At 69.7% G+C, this 18,219-nt stretch carries 12 protein-coding genes; 5 read left to right on the plus strand and 7 right to left on the minus strand.

Features of this window, described 5'->3' with window-relative positions; translation table 11 throughout:
• The first annotated feature begins 406 nt into the window (after positions 1 to 406).
• Positions 407 to 1,243, plus strand: coding sequence for a hypothetical protein (locus tag QCD66_RS30590; RefSeq protein ID WP_375736936.1), 837 nt, complete (start codon positions 407 to 409; stop codon positions 1,241 to 1,243).
• A 53-nt stretch (positions 1,244 to 1,296) separates the two neighbouring features.
• Here the strand turns inward: QCD66_RS30590 and QCD66_RS30595 are convergent, their stop codons facing one another.
• A complete protein-coding gene (locus QCD66_RS30595; RefSeq protein WP_375736937.1) occupies positions 1,297 to 1,962 on the minus strand; it encodes a GntR family transcriptional regulator in 666 nt (221 codons plus the stop codon).
• Positions 1,963 to 2,608: 646 nt separating this feature from the next.
• Here QCD66_RS30595 and QCD66_RS30600 point away from each other — a divergent pair.
• From QCD66_RS30600 to QCD66_RS30610, 3 genes are all read left to right on the plus strand, one after another.
• A complete protein-coding gene (locus QCD66_RS30600) occupies positions 2,609 to 4,117 on the plus strand; it encodes an MFS transporter (RefSeq protein ID WP_407566888.1) in 1,509 nt (502 codons plus the stop codon).
• A 37-nt stretch (positions 4,118 to 4,154) separates the two neighbouring features.
• The gene (locus QCD66_RS30605; protein WP_375736939.1) at positions 4,155 to 4,778 is read left to right on the plus strand and encodes a GNAT family N-acetyltransferase; all 624 of its coding nucleotides are present in this window, start codon (positions 4,155 to 4,157) and stop codon (positions 4,776 to 4,778) included.
• Positions 4,779 to 4,904: 126 nt separating this feature from the next.
• Positions 4,905 to 6,260 (plus strand): IS4 family transposase, encoded by a 1,356-nt coding sequence (locus QCD66_RS30610; RefSeq protein WP_407566889.1) that lies wholly within the window; start codon positions 4,905 to 4,907, stop codon positions 6,258 to 6,260.
• 55 nt (positions 6,261 to 6,315) lie between these two features.
• Here QCD66_RS30610 and QCD66_RS30615 read toward each other — a convergent pair whose 3' ends face one another.
• The 4 genes from QCD66_RS30615 to QCD66_RS30630 form a co-directional block, all read right to left on the minus strand.
• A complete protein-coding gene (locus QCD66_RS30615; RefSeq protein ID WP_375735151.1) occupies positions 6,316 to 6,999 on the minus strand; it encodes a DUF5825 family protein in 684 nt (227 codons plus the stop codon).
• Positions 7,000 to 7,010: 11 nt separating this feature from the next.
• Positions 7,011 to 8,963 (minus strand): RiPP maturation radical SAM C-methyltransferase, encoded by a 1,953-nt coding sequence (locus QCD66_RS30620; RefSeq protein WP_375735150.1) that lies wholly within the window; start codon positions 8,961 to 8,963, stop codon positions 7,011 to 7,013.
• A 264-nt stretch (positions 8,964 to 9,227) separates the two neighbouring features.
• Entirely contained in the window at positions 9,228 to 11,042 is a 1,815-nt protein-coding gene (locus QCD66_RS30625) for an alpha/beta fold hydrolase (protein WP_375735149.1), read from the minus strand.
• Positions 11,039 to 12,364 (minus strand): MFS transporter, encoded by a 1,326-nt coding sequence (locus QCD66_RS30630; protein WP_375735148.1) that lies wholly within the window; start codon positions 12,362 to 12,364, stop codon positions 11,039 to 11,041. Before QCD66_RS30630 ends, QCD66_RS30625 begins: the two co-directional genes overlap by 4 nt.
• A gap of 708 nt (positions 12,365 to 13,072) precedes the next feature.
• Here QCD66_RS30630 and QCD66_RS30635 point away from each other — a divergent pair.
• Positions 13,073 to 16,063, plus strand: a complete 2,991-nt coding sequence (locus tag QCD66_RS30635; RefSeq protein WP_375735147.1) for a carbohydrate binding domain-containing protein — start codon at positions 13,073 to 13,075, stop codon at positions 16,061 to 16,063.
• A gap of 47 nt (positions 16,064 to 16,110) precedes the next feature.
• Here QCD66_RS30635 and QCD66_RS30640 read toward each other — a convergent pair whose 3' ends face one another.
• The gene (locus tag QCD66_RS30640; protein ID WP_375735146.1) at positions 16,111 to 17,772 is read right to left on the minus strand and encodes an amidase; all 1,662 of its coding nucleotides are present in this window, start codon (positions 17,770 to 17,772) and stop codon (positions 16,111 to 16,113) included.
• Positions 17,769 to 18,071 carry a hypothetical protein gene (locus QCD66_RS30645; protein ID WP_364208692.1) on the minus strand — a complete coding sequence of 101 codons (303 nt, stop codon included), beginning with the start codon at positions 18,069 to 18,071 and terminating at the stop codon, positions 17,769 to 17,771. Before QCD66_RS30645 ends, QCD66_RS30640 begins: the two co-directional genes overlap by 4 nt.
• Positions 18,072 to 18,219: the final 148 nt, after the last annotated feature.

The raw sequence follows: 18,219 nt of genomic DNA on the forward strand, positions 1-18,219 counted from the left end.
AAGCGGACAAGTCTTGCGGCCGGACAAGTCAACGGCCGACGCTCGCCTGCCACCCCTAGATCGCATGCTCGGGACCAATGAGGAAGACGAATCTCCCTGCGTCCCGGACCTCTGTGCAGTTCTCAAGTGGAGCCATGCGCCACGGCTTCCAGCAGATTCACGAGCGGCGCAGCCGAAGCCACCTCCGCCGGCTGTGGAATCACCAGCTTCCTTGCTCGCCAAGCGGCGACAGGGCTCAGCGTATACGCAGCTGCGTATACGCACAAGTTCTGCGTATGCGCAGCTGCGCTCCCCCTTGAAGGCGGGTGCACGCGACGCGCGCCGACCGAGCAGGTGGGCACGACGCGACGTGCCCAGCGGCGAGCCGACTGTCGCGGTTCGCCGGAGGACGGCAGAATCTTGGGGCGTGGCTGAGCTGATGCTGACTGCGGAACGTCGCGCCGAACTTCTTGCGCTACTGGGCGACCAGCAGCGATTGCGCGCCACGTATCCCAATGTGGCCGAATATATGGAGATGGCGCCAATGCTGTCAGGAACAGGCGATTGGCGCGCCGACGATGCGTTCGACCTGCGATTCGCGCACTATCTGACTGGCGGAGAGTCTGCGACAGAGAACCCCTATTGGGACCTTGTTGAGCCATCCGTGTTTGCGTACGAGAATCGTCGGGTGGTAAACGGTGGCAATATCAACGGCAGTGCGCGACTTGCATTTGCGCAGATGGCCCTACAAGCACACTATGCATATGCCATTCCAGCACCAGGGACGATTCAGTGGTGCTCGCAATTTTGCGGCGATCGTCCCATTGTGGAGCTTGGGGCCGGTCGAGGATACTGGGCGGCTCAGCTAACTCGCGCGGGTCTCGCAGTGCGCGCCTTTGATTCCGAGCCACCCGACCGAACGCAGAATGTGTCATTCCCTCGCGCTCCAGGGCAGCCCGATACCTGGTACGACGTTGGCGACCTGTCAGGCTTCACTTCGTGCTTGAAGAACGCTTCGGATGAGGTGTTGTTTCTTTGTTGGCCCCCGGGGTGGGGCGACACGATGGCGTCAGATGCACTGGTCGCTTTTGAACGCGCCGGAGGTCAGCGTCTCATCTTCATCGGTGAACCTAAGGGTGGCAAGACTGGCGACGATGCGTTCTTTGAGCGCCTAACAACGGCCTGGCGACTGGAATCGCGAGACGAGAGCTATGTCTCGTGGTGGAACCTGTCGGACGTGGCCCAGGGTTGGGTTCGGCAGTAAACAAATAGCCCCCGGCCGCGCGGCGAACCGCCAGCCGGGGGCTATTTGGGTCTTTAACCGATGGGCATCCTGAATGCCCATGCATCGTAGCGGTTCCATGGATAGGACACGTCCGACACCATGATTGCCCGCCCATCTGCCGCGAAGAACCGCTGGTGAACTGTTTTCGTCAGTTCACCAGGGGCCGTACCCAACCATGCCGCATGTGTAGGCGACGGAATCCGGTCCGCTAGGGTTTCTTCGAGAGTTGTCGCACTTGATATGTCGGTAATACCCGGGGCCAGGTGCGTATCCGAAATAGAGATCGGCCGACCATCTTCTGTGGCACGGGTTACGACATGCGTAATTTCGTCGCCCGGAGCGACGCCAAATATCTCCGCTAGGCTGTCGGTCGCCCGAACCTGAGTGCTTTCGCGCTCGACTTGGATTTCGTGATCTGACTCGTTAGAGAACGTCGTTTCCGCGCTCTCCAACTGACGCTCTGGCGAGACTCGCACAAGGTTGGGACGATCGGTCACGAAGACGCCACGGCGCTGAACGGTTCTTACAAGACCTTGGGTTTGAAGTAATTCGATTGCCTTCCGCACGACGATATCCGACACCCCGTTTTCCTTGGCAATCTCGGCATAGCTCGGAAGCTGCACCCCCGGCGGAAGGTCGCCGCTGCGAATCTTCCGCGCGTATTGGCCCGCGATGGAGACGTACGCGGGGTCCTCCATGGCTGTCGTCCCTTCGACGGCTTGGCCTACGCGAGGCCCGGTCAAACATCAGTATACCCAACACCGTATACGCAGGAGTCGTTTCGTGCGCCGGGAGTGTGGGTGAGTCCGCTCCTCCGTCCACCTGGCACGGTGTCCACCGACCCGCGCCGCGGCATCAGTGAGGCACGGTGGCGAGGTGGCCAGAACACGGCAGGCTCCCGCCCGCAAGCATGATCACGCCACCGACGCCACCTGGTGGACCCTGCTTGCCCCGAGGGCGCCCCGAAGTTGACCAGGCCGCACGGGCACCCCGCACAGTCGCCCAGCTAGATGGGCACCTTCAAGCGGTTCGGGGCGCGCCCTCCGGAGGCGGGGGCGCAGGTTCGAATCCTGCCGGGGGCACCACCGATGATCTTCACCTAGGCCGCTGATCGGGGCAACCCGTCGGCGGCCTTCATCGCATCCAGCCGCCTTTGCCGGCGCCCATCGGGTCCGCCTCGTCGCGCAACCGAATCCTGAGCCCGGAACACGGTTCCCGCTCGCACTCTCTCCGCCGCAACGCGTTCACCGTCGGAATTCCGTCGCGTTCCGCCACGGCTCGCTCGTATCGTGAGTCCGTAAGTTAACGTTGGTAAGTTAGATGATCGATGTTCAGGAGACTTCGATGACGACCTCCGCCCGGCACTGGTGGGTGCTCGCGACAGCGGGATCGGCGCAGTTGATGGTGGTGCTGGATTCGACGGTCGTCACCATCGCGCTGCCCTCGGTCCAGCAGGACTTGGCGATGAGCGACGCCTCCCGGGGCTGGGTGGTCGCCGCCTACGCCCTGGCGTTCGGCGGGTTGCTGCTGCCGGGCGGGCGTCTCAGCGACACCCTCGGAGCCCGGCGAACCTTCGTGGTCGGGCTGGTCGGGTTCGCGCTGGCGTCCGCGCTCGCCGGCCTGACCCCCACCGCGGGGCTGTTGTTCGCCGGGCGGGCCGCGCAGGGCGTGTTCGCCGCCCTGCTCGCTCCCGCCGCGTTGGCGATCATCTCGGCGGCGTTCACCGATCACCGGGCGCGGGGCATCGCGTTCGGTGTCTACGGGGCGCTCACCGGGGCGGGCGCGGTCATCGGACTGCTTCTGGGTGGTGCGCTCACGCAGTATCTCGACTGGCGCTGGTGCCTTCTGATCAACATTCCGATCGCGGGCATCGCACTGGTCGGGGCCCTTACGGTGACCGCTGACCGGCCCACCCGCCGGATGCGACCCGATCTCGTGGGCGCCGGCAGCAGCGCGGCCGGCATGGCCGCCCTGGTGTTCGCACTCGCCGAGGTCGCGAACCGGGGCTGGGCCGACCCGCTCGTCGTCGTCCCGTTGGTGACCGGGGTGCTGCTGCTGGTCGTGTTCGTCATCGCGCAGCGGACGGCCGCCCACCCCCTCCTGCCGCTCGGCGTGCTCCTGGACCGGACCCGGGGCGGCGCGCTGCTCGCGATCGGGCTGCCGCAACTCGCACTGTTCGGGTTCTTCCTCGTGCTCACCTACTGGTTCCAGCAACTGCTCGGCTATCCACCGATCCGTGCCGGGTTGGCGTTCCTTCCGCTCGCGCTGGCGATCGCCGTCGGATCGACGCTGATCGCCGGCCTGCTCGCGCCGCGCCTGGCGGCCCGGCGCCTGATCGTCCCCGCGCTCGTCGTGATGGCCGCCGGGATGGCGCTGCTGGTCGGGCTCACGCCCGACGCACAGGGGCTCTACCTGACCCGGTTCCTGCCCGCCGAGATCCTGATCGGGCTGGGGCTCGGTTGCGCGATCAATCCCGCGGTCGCCGCCGCGACCAGCGGCGTGGACGGCGCCGACACGGGCGCGGCGTCGGCCGCCGTGAACGCGGTGACCCAGCTCGGCGGCTCGATCGGCACCGCGCTGCTCAACACCGTCGCGGCCACCGCCGCCGCGGCGGCGCTGCGGACGGCACCGGGCCCGGACGCGATCGTGGCGGGGTTCGACGCCGCCCTGCTGACCGCCACGGCGATCCTCCTGCTGGCGGCCCTCATCGTGGCACTCGTCATGCCCCGTGGTCGCCCACGCCGGCCGGCACCGGCGGCTGGACGGGAAGGCCCGGAAAGCACCCCGGACAGCGACGCGTGTGGTACGACCGGCACGTCGGGAGGGGCGAAGGGCGCATCACCGGTAGCGTGACGGGTCGGGCACGCTGCGCCGGTGGAGGTTGTTCGAGATGGCAGACGCGACCAGGACGGACGCGGGCGGCAAGATCTCCGTCGTACCGGCCAACGAGGCGAGTGGCGACGACCTGCGGGCCGTCTTCGGAACCCGCGGCGAGGCCGCCAACTGCCAGTGCCAGCACTTCCGGCACGCCGACTCGTCGTGGCGGTCGGCTCCGGTCGAGGAACGGGCCCGCCGGCTGCGCGAGCAGACCAACTGCGGCGATCCCGACGCGAAGACGACGACCGGCCTCGTCGCCTACCTGGACGGCGAACCGGCCGGCTGGTGCGCGGTCGAGCCGCGTACCGAGTACGTACGCCTGCTGCGGGCCCGGGTCCCGTGGAGCGGGCGCGGCGAGGACCCGGGCGACCCCGGCGTCTGGGCCGTGACCTGCTTCGTCACCCGGGTGGGGTTCCGTCGCCGAGGGGTGAGCCGGGCGCTCGCCCGGGCCGCCGTCGACTTCGCCCGCGAGCGCGGCGCCCGGGCCGTCGAGGGCTATCCGATGATCACGGAGGCGGGACAGGACCTGGTCTGGGGCGAGCTGTACGTCGGCAGCCGCAGCATCTTCGCCGCCGCCGGCTACACCGAGGTCAGCCGGCCCACCCGGCGGCGGGTCGTGATGCGGGTCGACTTCTAGCCCCAACGCCGTTCAGTTAGGGGTGGGCGGGGCTGGTCAAGGGGTGTGTTGATCAGGAAGTGAGAAGCGGGGTTCCGGTATCAAGGTTTGTCACTCCAAGACAACCCGAACCAGGAACCCCGCTTGGTGGATCAGATTGCCATAACACGGACGGTCACGGTAGCTGCCGGACCGTTCGCGGCGGGTCATCTCGGTGAGTTGACCCGCCTCGTGCCGTTCGAGATGGTCGATGACGTGCTGGCCACGACCCGGCGTACGCAGCGACGGGTCCGTCTGTTGCCGGCCCGGGTCGTGGTGTACCTGCTACTGGCCGGCTGTCTGTTCGCCGACCTCGGCTACCGGCAGGTGTGGGCGAAACTCGTCGCCGGCCTACGCGGGCTACCAGTCGCCGATCCCAGTGGCAGTGCGTTGCGGCAGGCCCGGCAACGACTCGGCCCAGCCCCGTTACGGGCCCTGTTCGACCTGCTACGCGGCCCTGCGGCCACCGGCGCCGTCGCCGCGGTGTGGTGGCGGGGCCTGCTACCGGTCGTCATCGACGGCACCGTCATCGCCGTAGCGGACTCGCCGGCCAACCTGCGCCGCTACGTCAAACACCGCTGTAACAACGGCGGCTCCGGCTACCCGACACTGCGGCTGAGCGCCCTGCTGGCCTGCGGCACCCGATCGATACTCGACGCCGTGTTCGACCCGAGCACCACCGGCGAGACAGTCCAAGCCGAGCGACTGGCCCGCAGCCTACGCGCCGGGATGCTGCTCCTGGCCGACCGCAACTACGCCGCCGCCGCCCTGATCACCACAATCACCACGACCGGAGCGGACCTGCTGATCCGCTGCAAGACCGGCCGCAGGCTCCCCCTGATCCGCCGTTACCACGACGGTTCCTGGCTGTCGGTCATCGGCGGCCGACACGTCCGCGTGATCGAGGCCCGGATCAGCATCACCACCACCGCCGGCAGCCACACCGGCGACTACCGGCTCATCACCACCCTGCTCGACCCGCGTCGCTACCCCGCCGCCGACCTCGTCGCCCTCTACCACCAGCGATGGGAGATCGAGACCGCCTACCTGGAACTCAAGTCCACGATCCTCGGCGGCCGGGTCCTGCGTGCCCGCACCCTCGACGGCGTCGACCAGGAGATCCATGCCCTGCTGATCGTCTACCAACTGCTACGGACCGCCATGACCGACGCCACCGACAGCCGGCCCGGCCTCGACCCGGACCGGGCCAGTTTCACCACCGCCCTCAACGCCGCCCGCGACCAGGTCGTCCACGCCGCCGGCGTCATCGCCGATACCGTCATCGACCTGGTCGGCGCCATCGGCGAACGTGTCCTGGCCGATCTGCTACCCAAACGCCGCATCCGCACCAAGACCCGCATGATCAAACGCTCGAACTCCAAATACCAGGCCCGCGGACCGAACATCGACCGCCGCACCTACAAGGCCACCACCAACATCGACGTCATCACCAACGAACCTTGACCAACCAGCCACCGCCCTAACTGAACGGCGTTGCTTCTAGCCCGGCCCACCCGGGTCAGACCACCATGGACGGCAGCGGCCAGCGGCGCAGCCGGTACGGCAGCCACACCAGGAGGTCGCCGACCTTGGTGACCAGCCCCTCCTCGCCGAAGTCGCGGGCGATGTCGAGGTCGACGGCGGTCAGGTCGGCACCGTCCATCAGCTGGTCGAGCACCGTCAGGTAGGCCGGGTCGTCGATGGTGATCAGGTTGAGCCGGCCGGACCGGCGGTCACGCACCTGGACGAATCCGGGGCCGCGCCGGTACGTGCACTTGTCGAAGTAGAACGCCTTCCGCCAGTCGGCGAGCTGCCCAACCGGGTCTCCGCCCCCCGTCCCGGGCGGGGGCAGCAGTTCCAGCGGCGGCCGCAGGTGGCCGTACGGCAGCCACTCCTGCTCCTCCTCGCCGGGCAGCCGCAGCCGCCAGTCGACCGCGATGCCGTGGCTGGTCAGTTCGCGGATCAGGACCAGGCGCCGTACGGTGTCGACGGCCTGCGCACCGCCGGCCACCGTCAGGTCGACGGGATCCGGCAGGACGACCTTGCGTACGCCGTCCCGGAGCCACCGCACGACGGCGTCGGCGGCCGGGCCGCGCAGCTCGGCGGGGCCGATGTCGATGCCGGGGACGGCGATGACCTCGGGGTCGTGGTCGCGGGCGAGGCCCACCGGGATGGGCCGCAGGTCGGTGTCGGTGCTGGGCACGTTCGGTCCCCTCAGACGGCGGTCAGTACGGCGGGCTCCTGCGCGGCGGCGGCCTCCCGGGCCGCCTCCCGTTCCTGGTGCAGGTGGTCGATCCGGAGCAGGTCCTGGTTCATCGCCTTGGGCGCGATCTGGATGAACTGGCCGGCGTCCTCGAAGACGATGCCCAGTTCGCGCCACCGCCGCAGCAGCGCCGCCACGGCCGGCTCGGGGCTGGACAGCCGGCGGGCGAGGGCGGCCACGGTGTGCGGCTGGTCGAGTTGCCGGAAGGCGGCGACCTCGACCGGGTCGGTGAGCCGCAGGACGTGCCAGTCGAAGTGGCGCCGGCGGCTGACCAGCACGATCTGGTCACCGAGGTCGTGGTGGGAGAGCCTGCTGCGGGCGTACTCGTGCTGCCATTCGGTGACCGCCCGCTCCAGCCGGTCGGCCGTCTCCTCGTCGATGCCCTGTGGTGGTACGTCGAAGAGGTATGCGAGGTCCATCAGCTCGGACTCGGGCAGGTCGTAGATGAGCCGGTACTGGGCGGCCGGGCGCAGGTCGGTGAAGCCGAGTTCGGGCTTGACGAAGAACGGGCTGAACCGTTCGATGGCGATGCGGGTGCTGCCGTCGGCCGGGCACAGGTGGTGCAGGGCCGGCATCTGCTCGACGACGGACAGGTAGTCGTCGTCGGTCTCGCCGGGGAAGCCGTAGAGGTAGTTCCAGGCGATGGTGATCCCGCTGGTCTCGGCGTCACGGAGCATCCGGATGTTGAGGCAGCCGGTGACGCCCTTGTCCATCAGCTTCAGCACCCGGCTGTTCAGGTTCTCGATCCCGGGTTGCACGCTGACCAGGCCGGCGTCGGCGAGGGCCTGCACCTGGGCACTCTTCATGTTGGACTTGATCTCGTATTGCAGCCGCAGGTCGTAGCCGGACTCGGCGAGCCGGGGCAGCAGCGAGGTCACGTACGACATGTCGAGGATGTTGTCGACCACGAACATGTCGAGGACCTGGTGCCGCTCGGCCAGGCCGATGATCTCCTCGTAGAAGCGGCCCGGGTGCTTGCTGCGGAACTGCATGAACGACCCGTTCAGGCCGCAGAACGTGCAGTGGTGCTTCTCGCCCCACCAGCAGCCGCGGGCACCTTCGACGACGAGCCGGGGCTCGACCCAGTGCCGGGCCCGGGACCCGGCGAGGCGCTCGAAGTAGCCCGAGTAGTCGGGGGCGACGATCTCGGCCGGCGGCAGCGGCGTGGTGCTCATCTTGTTGGCGACATGCCGGCCGCCGGGGCCGGGCCAGCACAGCCCCTCGATGCCGGCGAGCGCGTCCGCCAGTCCGGTGGCGCCCGCCGGGTCGGCGGCCGGGGCGGCTCGCTCGGCGTCGAGCGCGGCGAGCAGCCGGGGGAACGCCGTCTCGCCCTCGCCCCGGACCACGTAGTCGATGAAGGCGAAGTTGCGGTGGATGGCCGCGCCCTGCTCGCCGTCGCAGTTGGCGCCGCCCATGACGGTGCGGATGCCGGGCGCCAGCCGCTTGATCGCCTTGGCGGTGGCCAGGGCGGCGGCGTTCTGCTGGAACGTCGAGGTGAAGCCGACCACGTCCGGGGCCCGCTCGACGATCCGGCCGGCGAGTTCGGCGACGAATTCGGGGGCGAGCCGGTGCAGCTCGAGGTTGAGCGCCAGCTCCCGCTCGGTCATCTGGTCCCGGACCCGGCTGGTGAACTCCTCCACCCGCCATTGCGGATCGTCGTACAGCGCCGACGAGAAGACCCAGTCGCCGCAGCCGGCGAAATAGGTGAACAGCGAATAGTAGTAGTAGTCGCTCAATCCGAACTCGGTCCGGTCGACCACCCAGTCGACAAAATCGAGGTTGGCGTGGAGAACCTCGACCTCGGCATCCGGCAGCTTCTGGCGGACACTGTTGGTGAGAATTCCCAGCGCCAGTGAAGGGACGTCGATAGAAGTCCATGGCATGTTGACCAGCAGAATCCGCACGTAACCTCTCCTCTCGTTTTCCGCCAGGGCCGGATGACCGGATACGGGGTGGGGACGCCACGCCGGCACGAATGGCCGCCGGCCCGGCGGCCCGCACCCCGTACGGCCGGACCTAGAACTTGACCTTGACCGTGACCGTGACCGTGACGTTCGAGCTGCGGAGCTGGTCGCGGTTGCCGTTGATCGGGTCGTTCTCGACAACGTTCTTGCGCATGTCGTTCACCTCCTCTCCGCGTCGCCGGGACCGGGTCGCGTGCCGACGGGTCAGCCCGCCGGTCGCGCCATCGCGAGCGCGACCGGCGTGCCCTCCTCCCGCACGCCGTCGAAGTGGCGCTGCATGAACAGCAGCACCGTCTGCATCAGGGCCAGGTGGCTCTGGGCGTCGAAGTCCTCGTGCCCGGCCTGCCGGCGGACCACCTGGTGCGGAACCCGCCGGGCGGCCAGCAGCCTCGCGTACGCCTCGACCGGTGCCGGCGGGCAGCGCACGTCGCCGGTGGAGATCGCGAAGAGCACCGGGGCCCGGACCTGGTCGACGTAGGTGATCGGCGAGGCGCGGGCGTACGCCTGCGGCACCTGGTCGGGGGTGCCGCCGAACAGCAGGACGTCCAGTTCCCGCAGAGCCGGGGTGGCCGCCTCGAACGCCGCGGCGTAGTCGGCGACCGGGCTGATCGCCACCCCGAGCCGCCACAGGTCCGGCTGCCGGCCGAGCGCGAGCAGGGTCAGGTAGCCGCCCCACGACGTGCCCCACAGGGCGACCCGACGGTCCTCGATGGCGCCCTGCGCGACCAGGTGGGCGCGGACCGCGGCGAGGTCTTCCAACTGGGTGAGGCCGACCCCGGCGCCGAAGTCGTTGCGCCAGGCCGATCCGTAGCCGCTGGAGCCCCGGTAGTTGACCCGGACCACCGTGCAGCCGGTGCTGACCAGGATCTCGACCAGCGGGTCGTAGGCGTCGCGGGCGTGTTGGAAGGGGCCGCCGTGGACCAGGAAGACGGCCGGCCGCGGCAGTTCCCGGTCGGTGGGGGTGGCCACCAGCGCGTGGATCGGGCCGCCCGGTCCGGGCACCCAGATCTCGTCGCGGTGGCAGTCGGTCGTCGCCGTGTCGTCCGGTGCGCTCGGGCCGCCCGGCCCGGTCGGCCCGTACGGCAGCTCCACGCCACGCAGGGAGCGCAGCTGTGGCGGGGTGACCGAGTCGCTCCAGATGTAGGCGATGTCGCCGTCCGGCCAGACGGCCGCGTCGAGGATGCTGCCGGGCGGGGTGTCGACGACCGTCCGGGTGCGCCCGTCGAGGTCCACCTCGTACAGCAGGCTGCGGGCGTGCCGGTCCTGCCGGACCAGGATCCGCCGCCCGTCCGCGAACCAGCCGGCGGTGACCTCGGTGTCGAACCGGCACCAGTCGTGGCGGGTCAGCCCGTCCGTCTCGGTCCAGGTCGCCGGCAGGTAGCCGCCGCCGTCCTCGACGACCAGCAGCAGTCGGGCCGGGCCCGGTCCGGGGGCGAAGCCGAGGGCCCACACCCGCCGCTCGGGCCGGCCGGCGATCCCGGCCACCCGCTCGCCGTCGGCGGTCAGCACGGTGACCGCCGTGCCGGCCGAGGCGTCGGCGCCGACCGCGACCAGCCGGCCGGCGGGGTCCAGGTCGACCAGGTAGGCGTACCCGGGGATCCGGGCGGCCTCGGTGACCCGCCCGTTTGCGGTGCGCAGGTGCAGGACGAGCCCGTCGTCGCCGGAGAGCCCGACCAGGGTGGTGCCGTCGGTCGCCGTCGCGATGCCGCCATGCCGGGCCGGGGCGACCCCGGGCAGCGCCTCGACGGACCGGTCCGGCCGGCCGAAGTCGCAGATCCGCCACCGGCCGACGCCGGCGAGGTCGTCGTCGAACCACCACACGGTGTTCCCGGTGGGGTCGAGGGCCGCGCGGATGGTGCCGGTGGCCCGGTCGGTGACCTGCCGGACGGTACCGTCGCGCCGGTCCCAGGCCAGGATCTCGCACCGGCCGTCGACGTCGCCGACGTAGACGGCCCGGTGCGGGGCGTGCTCGGCCAGCACCGGCAGTGCCGGGTAGAAGAGCCGGTAGCCGCGACTCATCCGCGGACCTCCTCGGTCGCCTGGGTTTCCCGGCCGGCCGGGCCGGCATCCTGCTCGGTTCCACGGCCGGCCTGGTCGGTTCCGGGGCCGGTCCCGGTGTCGACGTGGGCGGCGAGCCGGCGCAGGTTGGCGGTGGTGTACGCGGCGAGCACCGCCAGCGCGGCGGCGAAGACGAGGGCGACCACGGTCGGGCTCTGCCACGCCACCAGTACGCCGGCCAGCAGCGGTGCCGGCGTCTGGAGCACCTCGCCCACGGTTCCCATCACGGTGGCCACGCGGCCCTGCATCCCGTCGGGGGTCAGCTCGATCGCCCGGGACTGGAAGATGACCCCCAGCAGCGGGCTGAGCAGGAAGACCAGCCCGAACAGCAGCCCGTAGTTCCAGGTCTGGCGGGCCTGGGACATCACGACGACCAGGGCGACCATGGCCCACGACGCGAACACGACGACCGTCATCGGGCGGACCCGGCTGAAGACCAGGGGTGCGCCCAGCGCGCCGACCAGCCCGCCCACGCTGGCGATGGTCAGCAGCAGTCCGATCGAGACGGCCGGGGCGCCCTCCCGGCCGGCGGTGAGGATCGCGTAATAGATGAGCGCGCCGAAGACGAAGTTGATCCCGGCCGCCCAGATGGTCACGAAGCGCAGGACCGGCTGCCGCCAGACGAACCGCAGCCCGGCCCGCATATCGGTCAGGAACGAGGTGCGCTCCTGCCGGTCGGGCGTGAGGTCGGTGCGAATGGCGGCCACCAGACCGGCGGCGAGCACATAGGACACGACGTCGACCAGGAAAGGGACCCAGCGCCCGAGCTGGTAGAGGGCGCCGCCGAGGACCGGGCCGGCGATCTGCGCCGCGTGGTTGCGCGCCTCGAGCCGGGCCAGGGCCTTCTTGTCGTCGGCCGGAAGCACCCGGCGGATGGCGCCGGCGCCGGCCGACTCGTAGCCGCTCTGCGCGATCCCCTCGACGAACGCGGCACCGGCCAGCAGGGTGAGCGTCGGCACCCCGGCCGCGACCGCGACGAAGACCACGGCCATCGCGGCGGCGGCGAGCAGCAGCGCGCCGATCATCATCCGCTTCCGTGGCAACCGGTCGGCGAGCACACCGGCCACCGGTGCGGTGACGAGCCGGCCGGCCAGCGCCAGCGCGCCGACCAGTCCGGCCGCCGCCGGTGAGCCCGTCACCGCGAGTGTCACCAGAGGAAACACGATTCCGGACGCCTGCGACCCGATCTGGTCGATGGCTCCGGCCATCCAATAGAGCCGGAAATCACGGCTCCGACGGGCGTCTTCCTCCGTTTTCACGACAGATGGCGAATGAGCTGCCATTACATGGATCGCATTGATCGCATAAGTGTCCAAATCAATGAACGAAAGCGTGCTGGCCGGGGAGATTCCGAATACAGAACTGCGAACAGCGAAATGAAATGCCGCCCCATATCAGAAGGCCGTGGCCAGAAGGCTAACAGCCTTCACTTCCGAAGGCAAGGATGTGAATACATCGAGCTACCCGGGGCAATGATTGAGCGACTTGCGACCGGTGTGCCGGAATTCACCACACCCATCCGGATGCCGTACACCAACACCCCGTTATTCGAGTTCACGATCTGCGGCCCATTTCAAGGGCCAACACGGCTTTAGGGCGAATACGTCACATTGCCCCGGATCACTCCCGGAGGCACCCCACCCTCCGGGCGACCGGAGAGCCGCGCCGCCGGCGGCACCTCCGCCGCCCGACCGACGCTCCACGGCGCACCTGAAACTTCTTGCACATGACGACGACTCCAGGAGCGCAGCTCAACAACCTAGCAACATAGACGATCATTGTGAACCTCTAGTGTCATGCACGTTGGCCTGGTAACTTTCTGGAAACTCTGCAAGGTCTTGCAACCCAAGTCAAACACTGACTGCTCTCTGTCCAAATAAGGCACGACTGATGCGCAGCACCGGTCCATGGCGTGCCCGCTGCTTGCGCTGTCTGCAAGAGATTCCACCGATCGTGCCGGCCGGGCCGGTGCGCGTGGTCAGGAGTTCCACATGAGACCAGGCACAGCAAGGGTTCGCAGACGGTGGGGCGGGCTCGCCCTCGCCGCCGCGCTGGCGGCGGGCCTGCTCCCCCTCGACGTCGCCGCGGCGGCGAACAGCGTCACCGTCTACTACCAGCCACCGTCCGCGTGGAACGCGACGGTCAACGTCCACTACGCACCGGACGGCGGCTCCTGGACCGCCGTACCGGGCATCGCGATGGAGGCCGCCTGCACGGGCTGGCGGAAGAAGACCATCGACCTCGGCACCGCGAGCGGGCTCCAGGTGGTGTTCAACAACGGTTCCGGCGTCTGGGACAACAACAACGGCCGCAACTACCGGCTCGGCACCGGCACCGTCCGGGTCTCCGGCGGCACGGTCGGCGCGGGCGACCCCTGCGCGCCGACGCCGGAGCCGACCGGCGCCACGGCCGAGGTCTACTACCACACGGCCACGCGGGGCTGGTCCGGCGCGAACATCCACTACCAGCCGACCGGCGGGAGCTGGACGAGCGTGCCGGGGGTGGCGATGGAGGCCGCCTGCGCCGGTTGGGTGCGCAAGGTCGTCGCCCTCGGCACCGCCGGGGGCCTCCGGGCGGCGTTCAACAACGCTGGCCAGTGGGACAACAACAACGGCGCGGACTACACCCTCGGCACCGGCCGCAGCACCGTACGGGCCGGTGTGGTGACCCCGAACGCGACCGACCCGTGCGGCCCGCCGCCCCCGCCGGACACCGAGGCACCGTCGGTGCCGGGCGGGGTCACCGCGACCGCGAGCGGGCTGAGCATCACGCTGGCCTGGTCGGCGTCGACCGACAACCGGGGCGTGACCGGCTACGAGATCACCCGTACCGGCGGGCCGCAGGGCACCGCCAGCTTCACCGCGACCACGACCAGCCACGTCGACAACCGGCTGACCCCGAACACGCGGTACACGTACACGGTCCGGGCCCGCGACGCCGCCGGCAACCGGTCGGCGGCCAGCGCGGCGGCGTCGGCGACCACCGGCGACGCTCCCCCGGCACCGACCAACGGCTCGCCGCTCGGCGGCGACCCGCGCGAGGACACCATCTACTTCGTGATGACCGCCCGGTTCTTCGACGGCGACGAGTCCAACAACCGGGGCGGCAGCCAGCACGTACGGTCCGGCAACGCCGCGAACGACGACCCGATGCTCCGGGGCGACTTCCAGGGTCTGATCGACAAGCTCGACTACATCAAGGGGCTCGGGTTCTCCGCGATCTGGATCACCCCGGTGGTACTGAACCGCTCGGACTACGACTTCCACGGCTACCACGGCTGGGACTTCTACCGGGTCGACCCGCGCCTGGAGACGCCCGGTGCCACCTACCAGGACCTGATCAACAAGGCGCACGCCAAGGGCATCAAGATCTTCCAGGACGTCGTCTACAACCACAGCTCACGCTGGGGCACCAAGGACCTCTTCACCCCCACCGTCTACGGCGTACGCGACGAGCAGTGGAAGTGGATGTACAGCGAGAAGCAGGCCGGCCGCCAGTACGACCCGATGGTCGAGCACCAGGGGAACGACCCGGCGCTGACCCCGGCGCAGAACGCGCTGGCCAAGGGCCGGCCGTACAACGGCGACGTCTGGTCGACCACCGCCCCGGCCGGCAACCAGTGCCTCAACTGGGGTGTCCGCAACGGCACCAGCCCGGAGGGCTACGCGCTCTACAACTGCCAGTGGCCGTCGCCCACCAACAAGCTCTTCCCCGCCGACCTCTACCACCAGTGCTGGATCGGCAACTGGGAGGGCGAGGACTCGCGCAGCTGCTGGCTGCACGAGGACCTGGCCGACTTCAACACCGAGAACGCGACCGTCCAGCAGTACCTGATCGACGCCTACAACCGCTACATCGACATGGGCGTCGACGGCTTCCGGATCGACACCGCCGTACACATCCCCCGGGTCACCTGGAACCGGCGCTTCCTGCCCGCCATCCAGCAGCACGCGGTGGCGAAGCACGGCGAGAAGGGCAAGGACTTCTACGTCTTCGGCGAGGTCGCCGCCTTCGTCAACGACAAGTGGAACCGGGGCTCGGTCAACCACTCCGCCCAGTTCTTCACCTGGAAGGAGCGCAGGGAGTACAGCCCGGACGACGTACGCGCCGCCATCGAGCAGTACGACCACGAGCAACTGCTCGGCACCGGCGGCCAGCCGACCAGCGACAACGCCTTCCTGCGCGGCAACAGCTACCACACCCCCGACCACTCGAAGTTCTCCGGCATGAACGTCATCGACATGCGGATGCACATGAACTTCGGCGACGCCGGGAACGCGTTCTGGAACGGCAAGGACTCCGACGACAGCTACAACGACGCCACCTACAACGTCGTGTACGTCGACAGCCACGACTACGGCCCGAACAAGTCGTCGGTCCGCTACACCGGCGGCACCGCCGCCTGGGCGGAGAACATGAGTCTGATGTGGACGTTCCGGGGCATCCCGACGCTCTACTACGGCTCGGAGATCGAGTTCCAGAAGGGCGCCCGGATCGACTGCGGGCCGACCTGCCCGCTGGCCACCACCGGCCGGGCATACTTCGGCGACCACATCGAGGGCACCGTCACCGCCCCCGACTTCGGGGTGGTCACCGGCGCCACCGGCCCGGTCACGGCGACCCTGGACAAGCCGCTGGTCAAGCACGTCCAGCGGCTCAACCAGATCCGGCGGGCGATCCCGGCGCTGCAGAAGGGCCAGTACTCCACCGAGGGGATCAGCGGCGGCATGGCGTTCAAGCGCCGATACACCGGCGGTGGGGTGGACAGCTTCGTGCTGGTCACCGTCTCCGGCACCGCCACCTTCACCGGCATCCCCAACGGCACCTACACCGACGCGGTCACCGGTGACCGCCGTACCGTCACCAACGGCACCCTGACCGCGAACGTCAGCGGCCAGGGCAACCTGCGGGCGTACGTGCTCGACCTGCCCGGCAACCCGGCCCCCGGCAAGGTCGGCGACACCGGACCGTACCTGAGGTAGACCGGCGCCCGGCCGGTGCGACGCCGCGTCGCACCGGCCGGACCGGTTCACTGGCTGAGTTCGGCGACCTCTTCGGCGGTCAGGCGACCACGGGAGCCGGGCGCCGTCCGGGCCTGCGCGCCACCCACCGGCGGGTCCACCGGCCGGCGCCAGTGCCAGTCGGTGACCGCCTGGTAGGCGGCGACGACCGACAGCAGCCGGTCCTCGGCGTACGGCAGGCCGCCGAGGATGGTGCCGATCGGCAGCCCGGCGGCGGTGAACCCGATCGGGAAGCCGATCTCCGGCAGGCCGATCGCGTCGAACGGGTTCGGGCTGGTCTGCACCACCACGTCGCACTTGCTGAAGATCTGGTCGAAGACCCGCTCCAGCAGCACCAGCTTGGCCCGCTGTCCGGTGACGAAGGCGTTCGCGCCGAGCATCGCGCCCTGGAGCCAGCCGGTCAGCGAGACGCCGAAGCCCTTCAGGTCGGTCCGCAGGTACGGCATGAACGGTTCGCTGCGCTCGGGCAGCCGTACGTTGTTGAACGCGGTGCCGGTGAGCAGGTCCCAGTCGTCGGGGTACGGCACGTCGACCAGGGTGGCGTCGGGGATGGCGGCCAGCGCGGCGAGGAACGCCTGCCGGGCCAGCGCGGTCGCCGAGGTGCCGTCGGCGTATCCGGGGAGCACGCCGATCCGGGTCTTCCAGCGCATCCGCAGCCGGCCGCCGTCGTACCGCGGGGTGGCCGCGTTGATCAGGTTCGGCACCGGCGGAAGGCCCTGGCTGCGCGGGTCGGCCGGGTCCTCGCCGGCCATCGCCATCAGCATGATGGCGGCGTCCTTGGCGTCGCGGGCCAGCGGTCCGGGGTGGTCGCGGGTGTAGCTGAGCGGGATGATGCCGGCCAGCGACACCCGGCCCATGGTCGGCTTGATGCCGGTCAGGTTCTGCGCGTTCGACGGCGCGGTGATGGAGCCGCCGGTCTGGGTGCCGGTGCCGGAGGTGGCGAGCCGGCCGGCGACCGCGGTGGCGGTGCCGGTCGACGAGCCGCCGGGGTTGGTGCCCGGGTTCGTCGGCGTCCAGGCGTTGACCGTGGTGATCTCGCCGTTGGGGGTGGTGGCCCGGGTGGTGGCCAGCGGTCCCATCTGGGTCTTGCCGAGCACGATCCCGCCCTGGGCGACGAGCTTGGCGACCGACGTCGCGTCGTACGGCGGCACGAAGTCCTTGAACAGGTAGGAGTTCGCGGTGGTCGGCACGCCCTCGGTGAAGTAGTTGTCCTTGATCGCCAGCGGGATGCCGTGCAGCGGGCCGCGGTGCGGCCGGTTGGCGAGTTGCCTGGCGGCCTTGACCGCCTGTTCGGCGAGGACCAGGTTGAACGCCTGGTACGTCGGCTCGTACGCGGCGATCCGGTCGAGGTAGGCCTTGACCAGCTCTTCCGGGGTGATCTTCTTCTGCCGGATCATCCAGGCCGCCTCGGAGACCGTCCACTCCGTAGGGTCGGCCATGGTGTCCGCGCGCGGCTTGTTGTACGCGGCCGGCTTGTCCAGTTCGGGGTTGAACTTCGCGGCCGGGGCGCTGTTCGGGCCGGGAGCGGCGGCGGCGACCCCGGCCAGGCCGGGCAGCACCACGGTGCCGGCGGCGGAGGCGGCGGCCAGCGCGGCGGTGCGGGCCAGGAAGGCGCGGCGGTCGATCGTGCGGTCGAGGGGCTGCTGGTCCGGTGTCGTCTCGGTCGTCACGACTGCCGCCACTCTGTGCTGATCGACGGGTAGAGCATCGGCGCGGGCTGCTGGGACAGGGCCATCGCGAGGGCCGGGTCGGTGGTGCCGGGGGTGGGCAACTGGTAGGCGGCGAGGACCGGGACCGTGCCGCGCACGAAGGAGCGCAGCGAGGCGAGGACGGAGTCCCGGCCGGGGGTTCCGGTGACCGGGTCGGCGGCGGTGCCGGCGGGGAGCTGGTCGAGGTCGATGCCGAGCGAGGCGAGGTGGGCGCGGATGAACGTGTTCAGTTCGTCGTCGGTCGGAGGAGTCGGGGGCATGGAACCTCCTGGTTGCGAAGGGATGGCCACAATCTCTGGCCGGATCGTGTCCGGCGTGTGTCCCGATGATCACGTGATCATGAAACTGTAAGGCTCTGACCTGCTGATCTGAAGACCCCGGCGGACGTCGGCCGGTTCGCCCCGCCCC

Source organism: Polymorphospora sp. A560 (assembly GCF_045781765.1).
GTDB lineage: Bacteria > Actinomycetota > Actinomycetes > Mycobacteriales > Micromonosporaceae > Polymorphospora > Polymorphospora lycopeni.

Bases quoted from the DNA above. Each gene is read 5' to 3' on its own strand.
- QCD66_RS30595 (WP_375736937.1), bottom strand. From the start codon at position 1,962: ATGGAGGACCCCGCGTACGTCTCCATCGCGGGCCAATACGCGCGGAAG.
- QCD66_RS30600 (WP_407566888.1), top strand. From the start codon at position 2,609: ATGACGACCTCCGCCCGGCACTGGTGGGTGCTCGCGACAGCGGGATCG.
- QCD66_RS30605 (WP_375736939.1), top strand. From the start codon at position 4,155: ATGGCAGACGCGACCAGGACGGACGCGGGCGGCAAGATCTCCGTCGTA.
- QCD66_RS30625 (WP_375735149.1), bottom strand. From the start codon at position 11,042: ATGAGTCGCGGCTACCGGCTCTTCTACCCGGCACTGCCGGTGCTGGCC.
- QCD66_RS30630 (WP_375735148.1), bottom strand. From the start codon at position 12,364: ATGGCAGCTCATTCGCCATCTGTCGTGAAAACGGAGGAAGACGCCCGT.
- QCD66_RS30635 (WP_375735147.1), top strand. From the start codon at position 13,073: ATGAGACCAGGCACAGCAAGGGTTCGCAGACGGTGGGGCGGGCTCGCC.
- QCD66_RS30645 (WP_364208692.1), bottom strand. From the start codon at position 18,071: ATGCCCCCGACTCCTCCGACCGACGACGAACTGAACACGTTCATCCGC.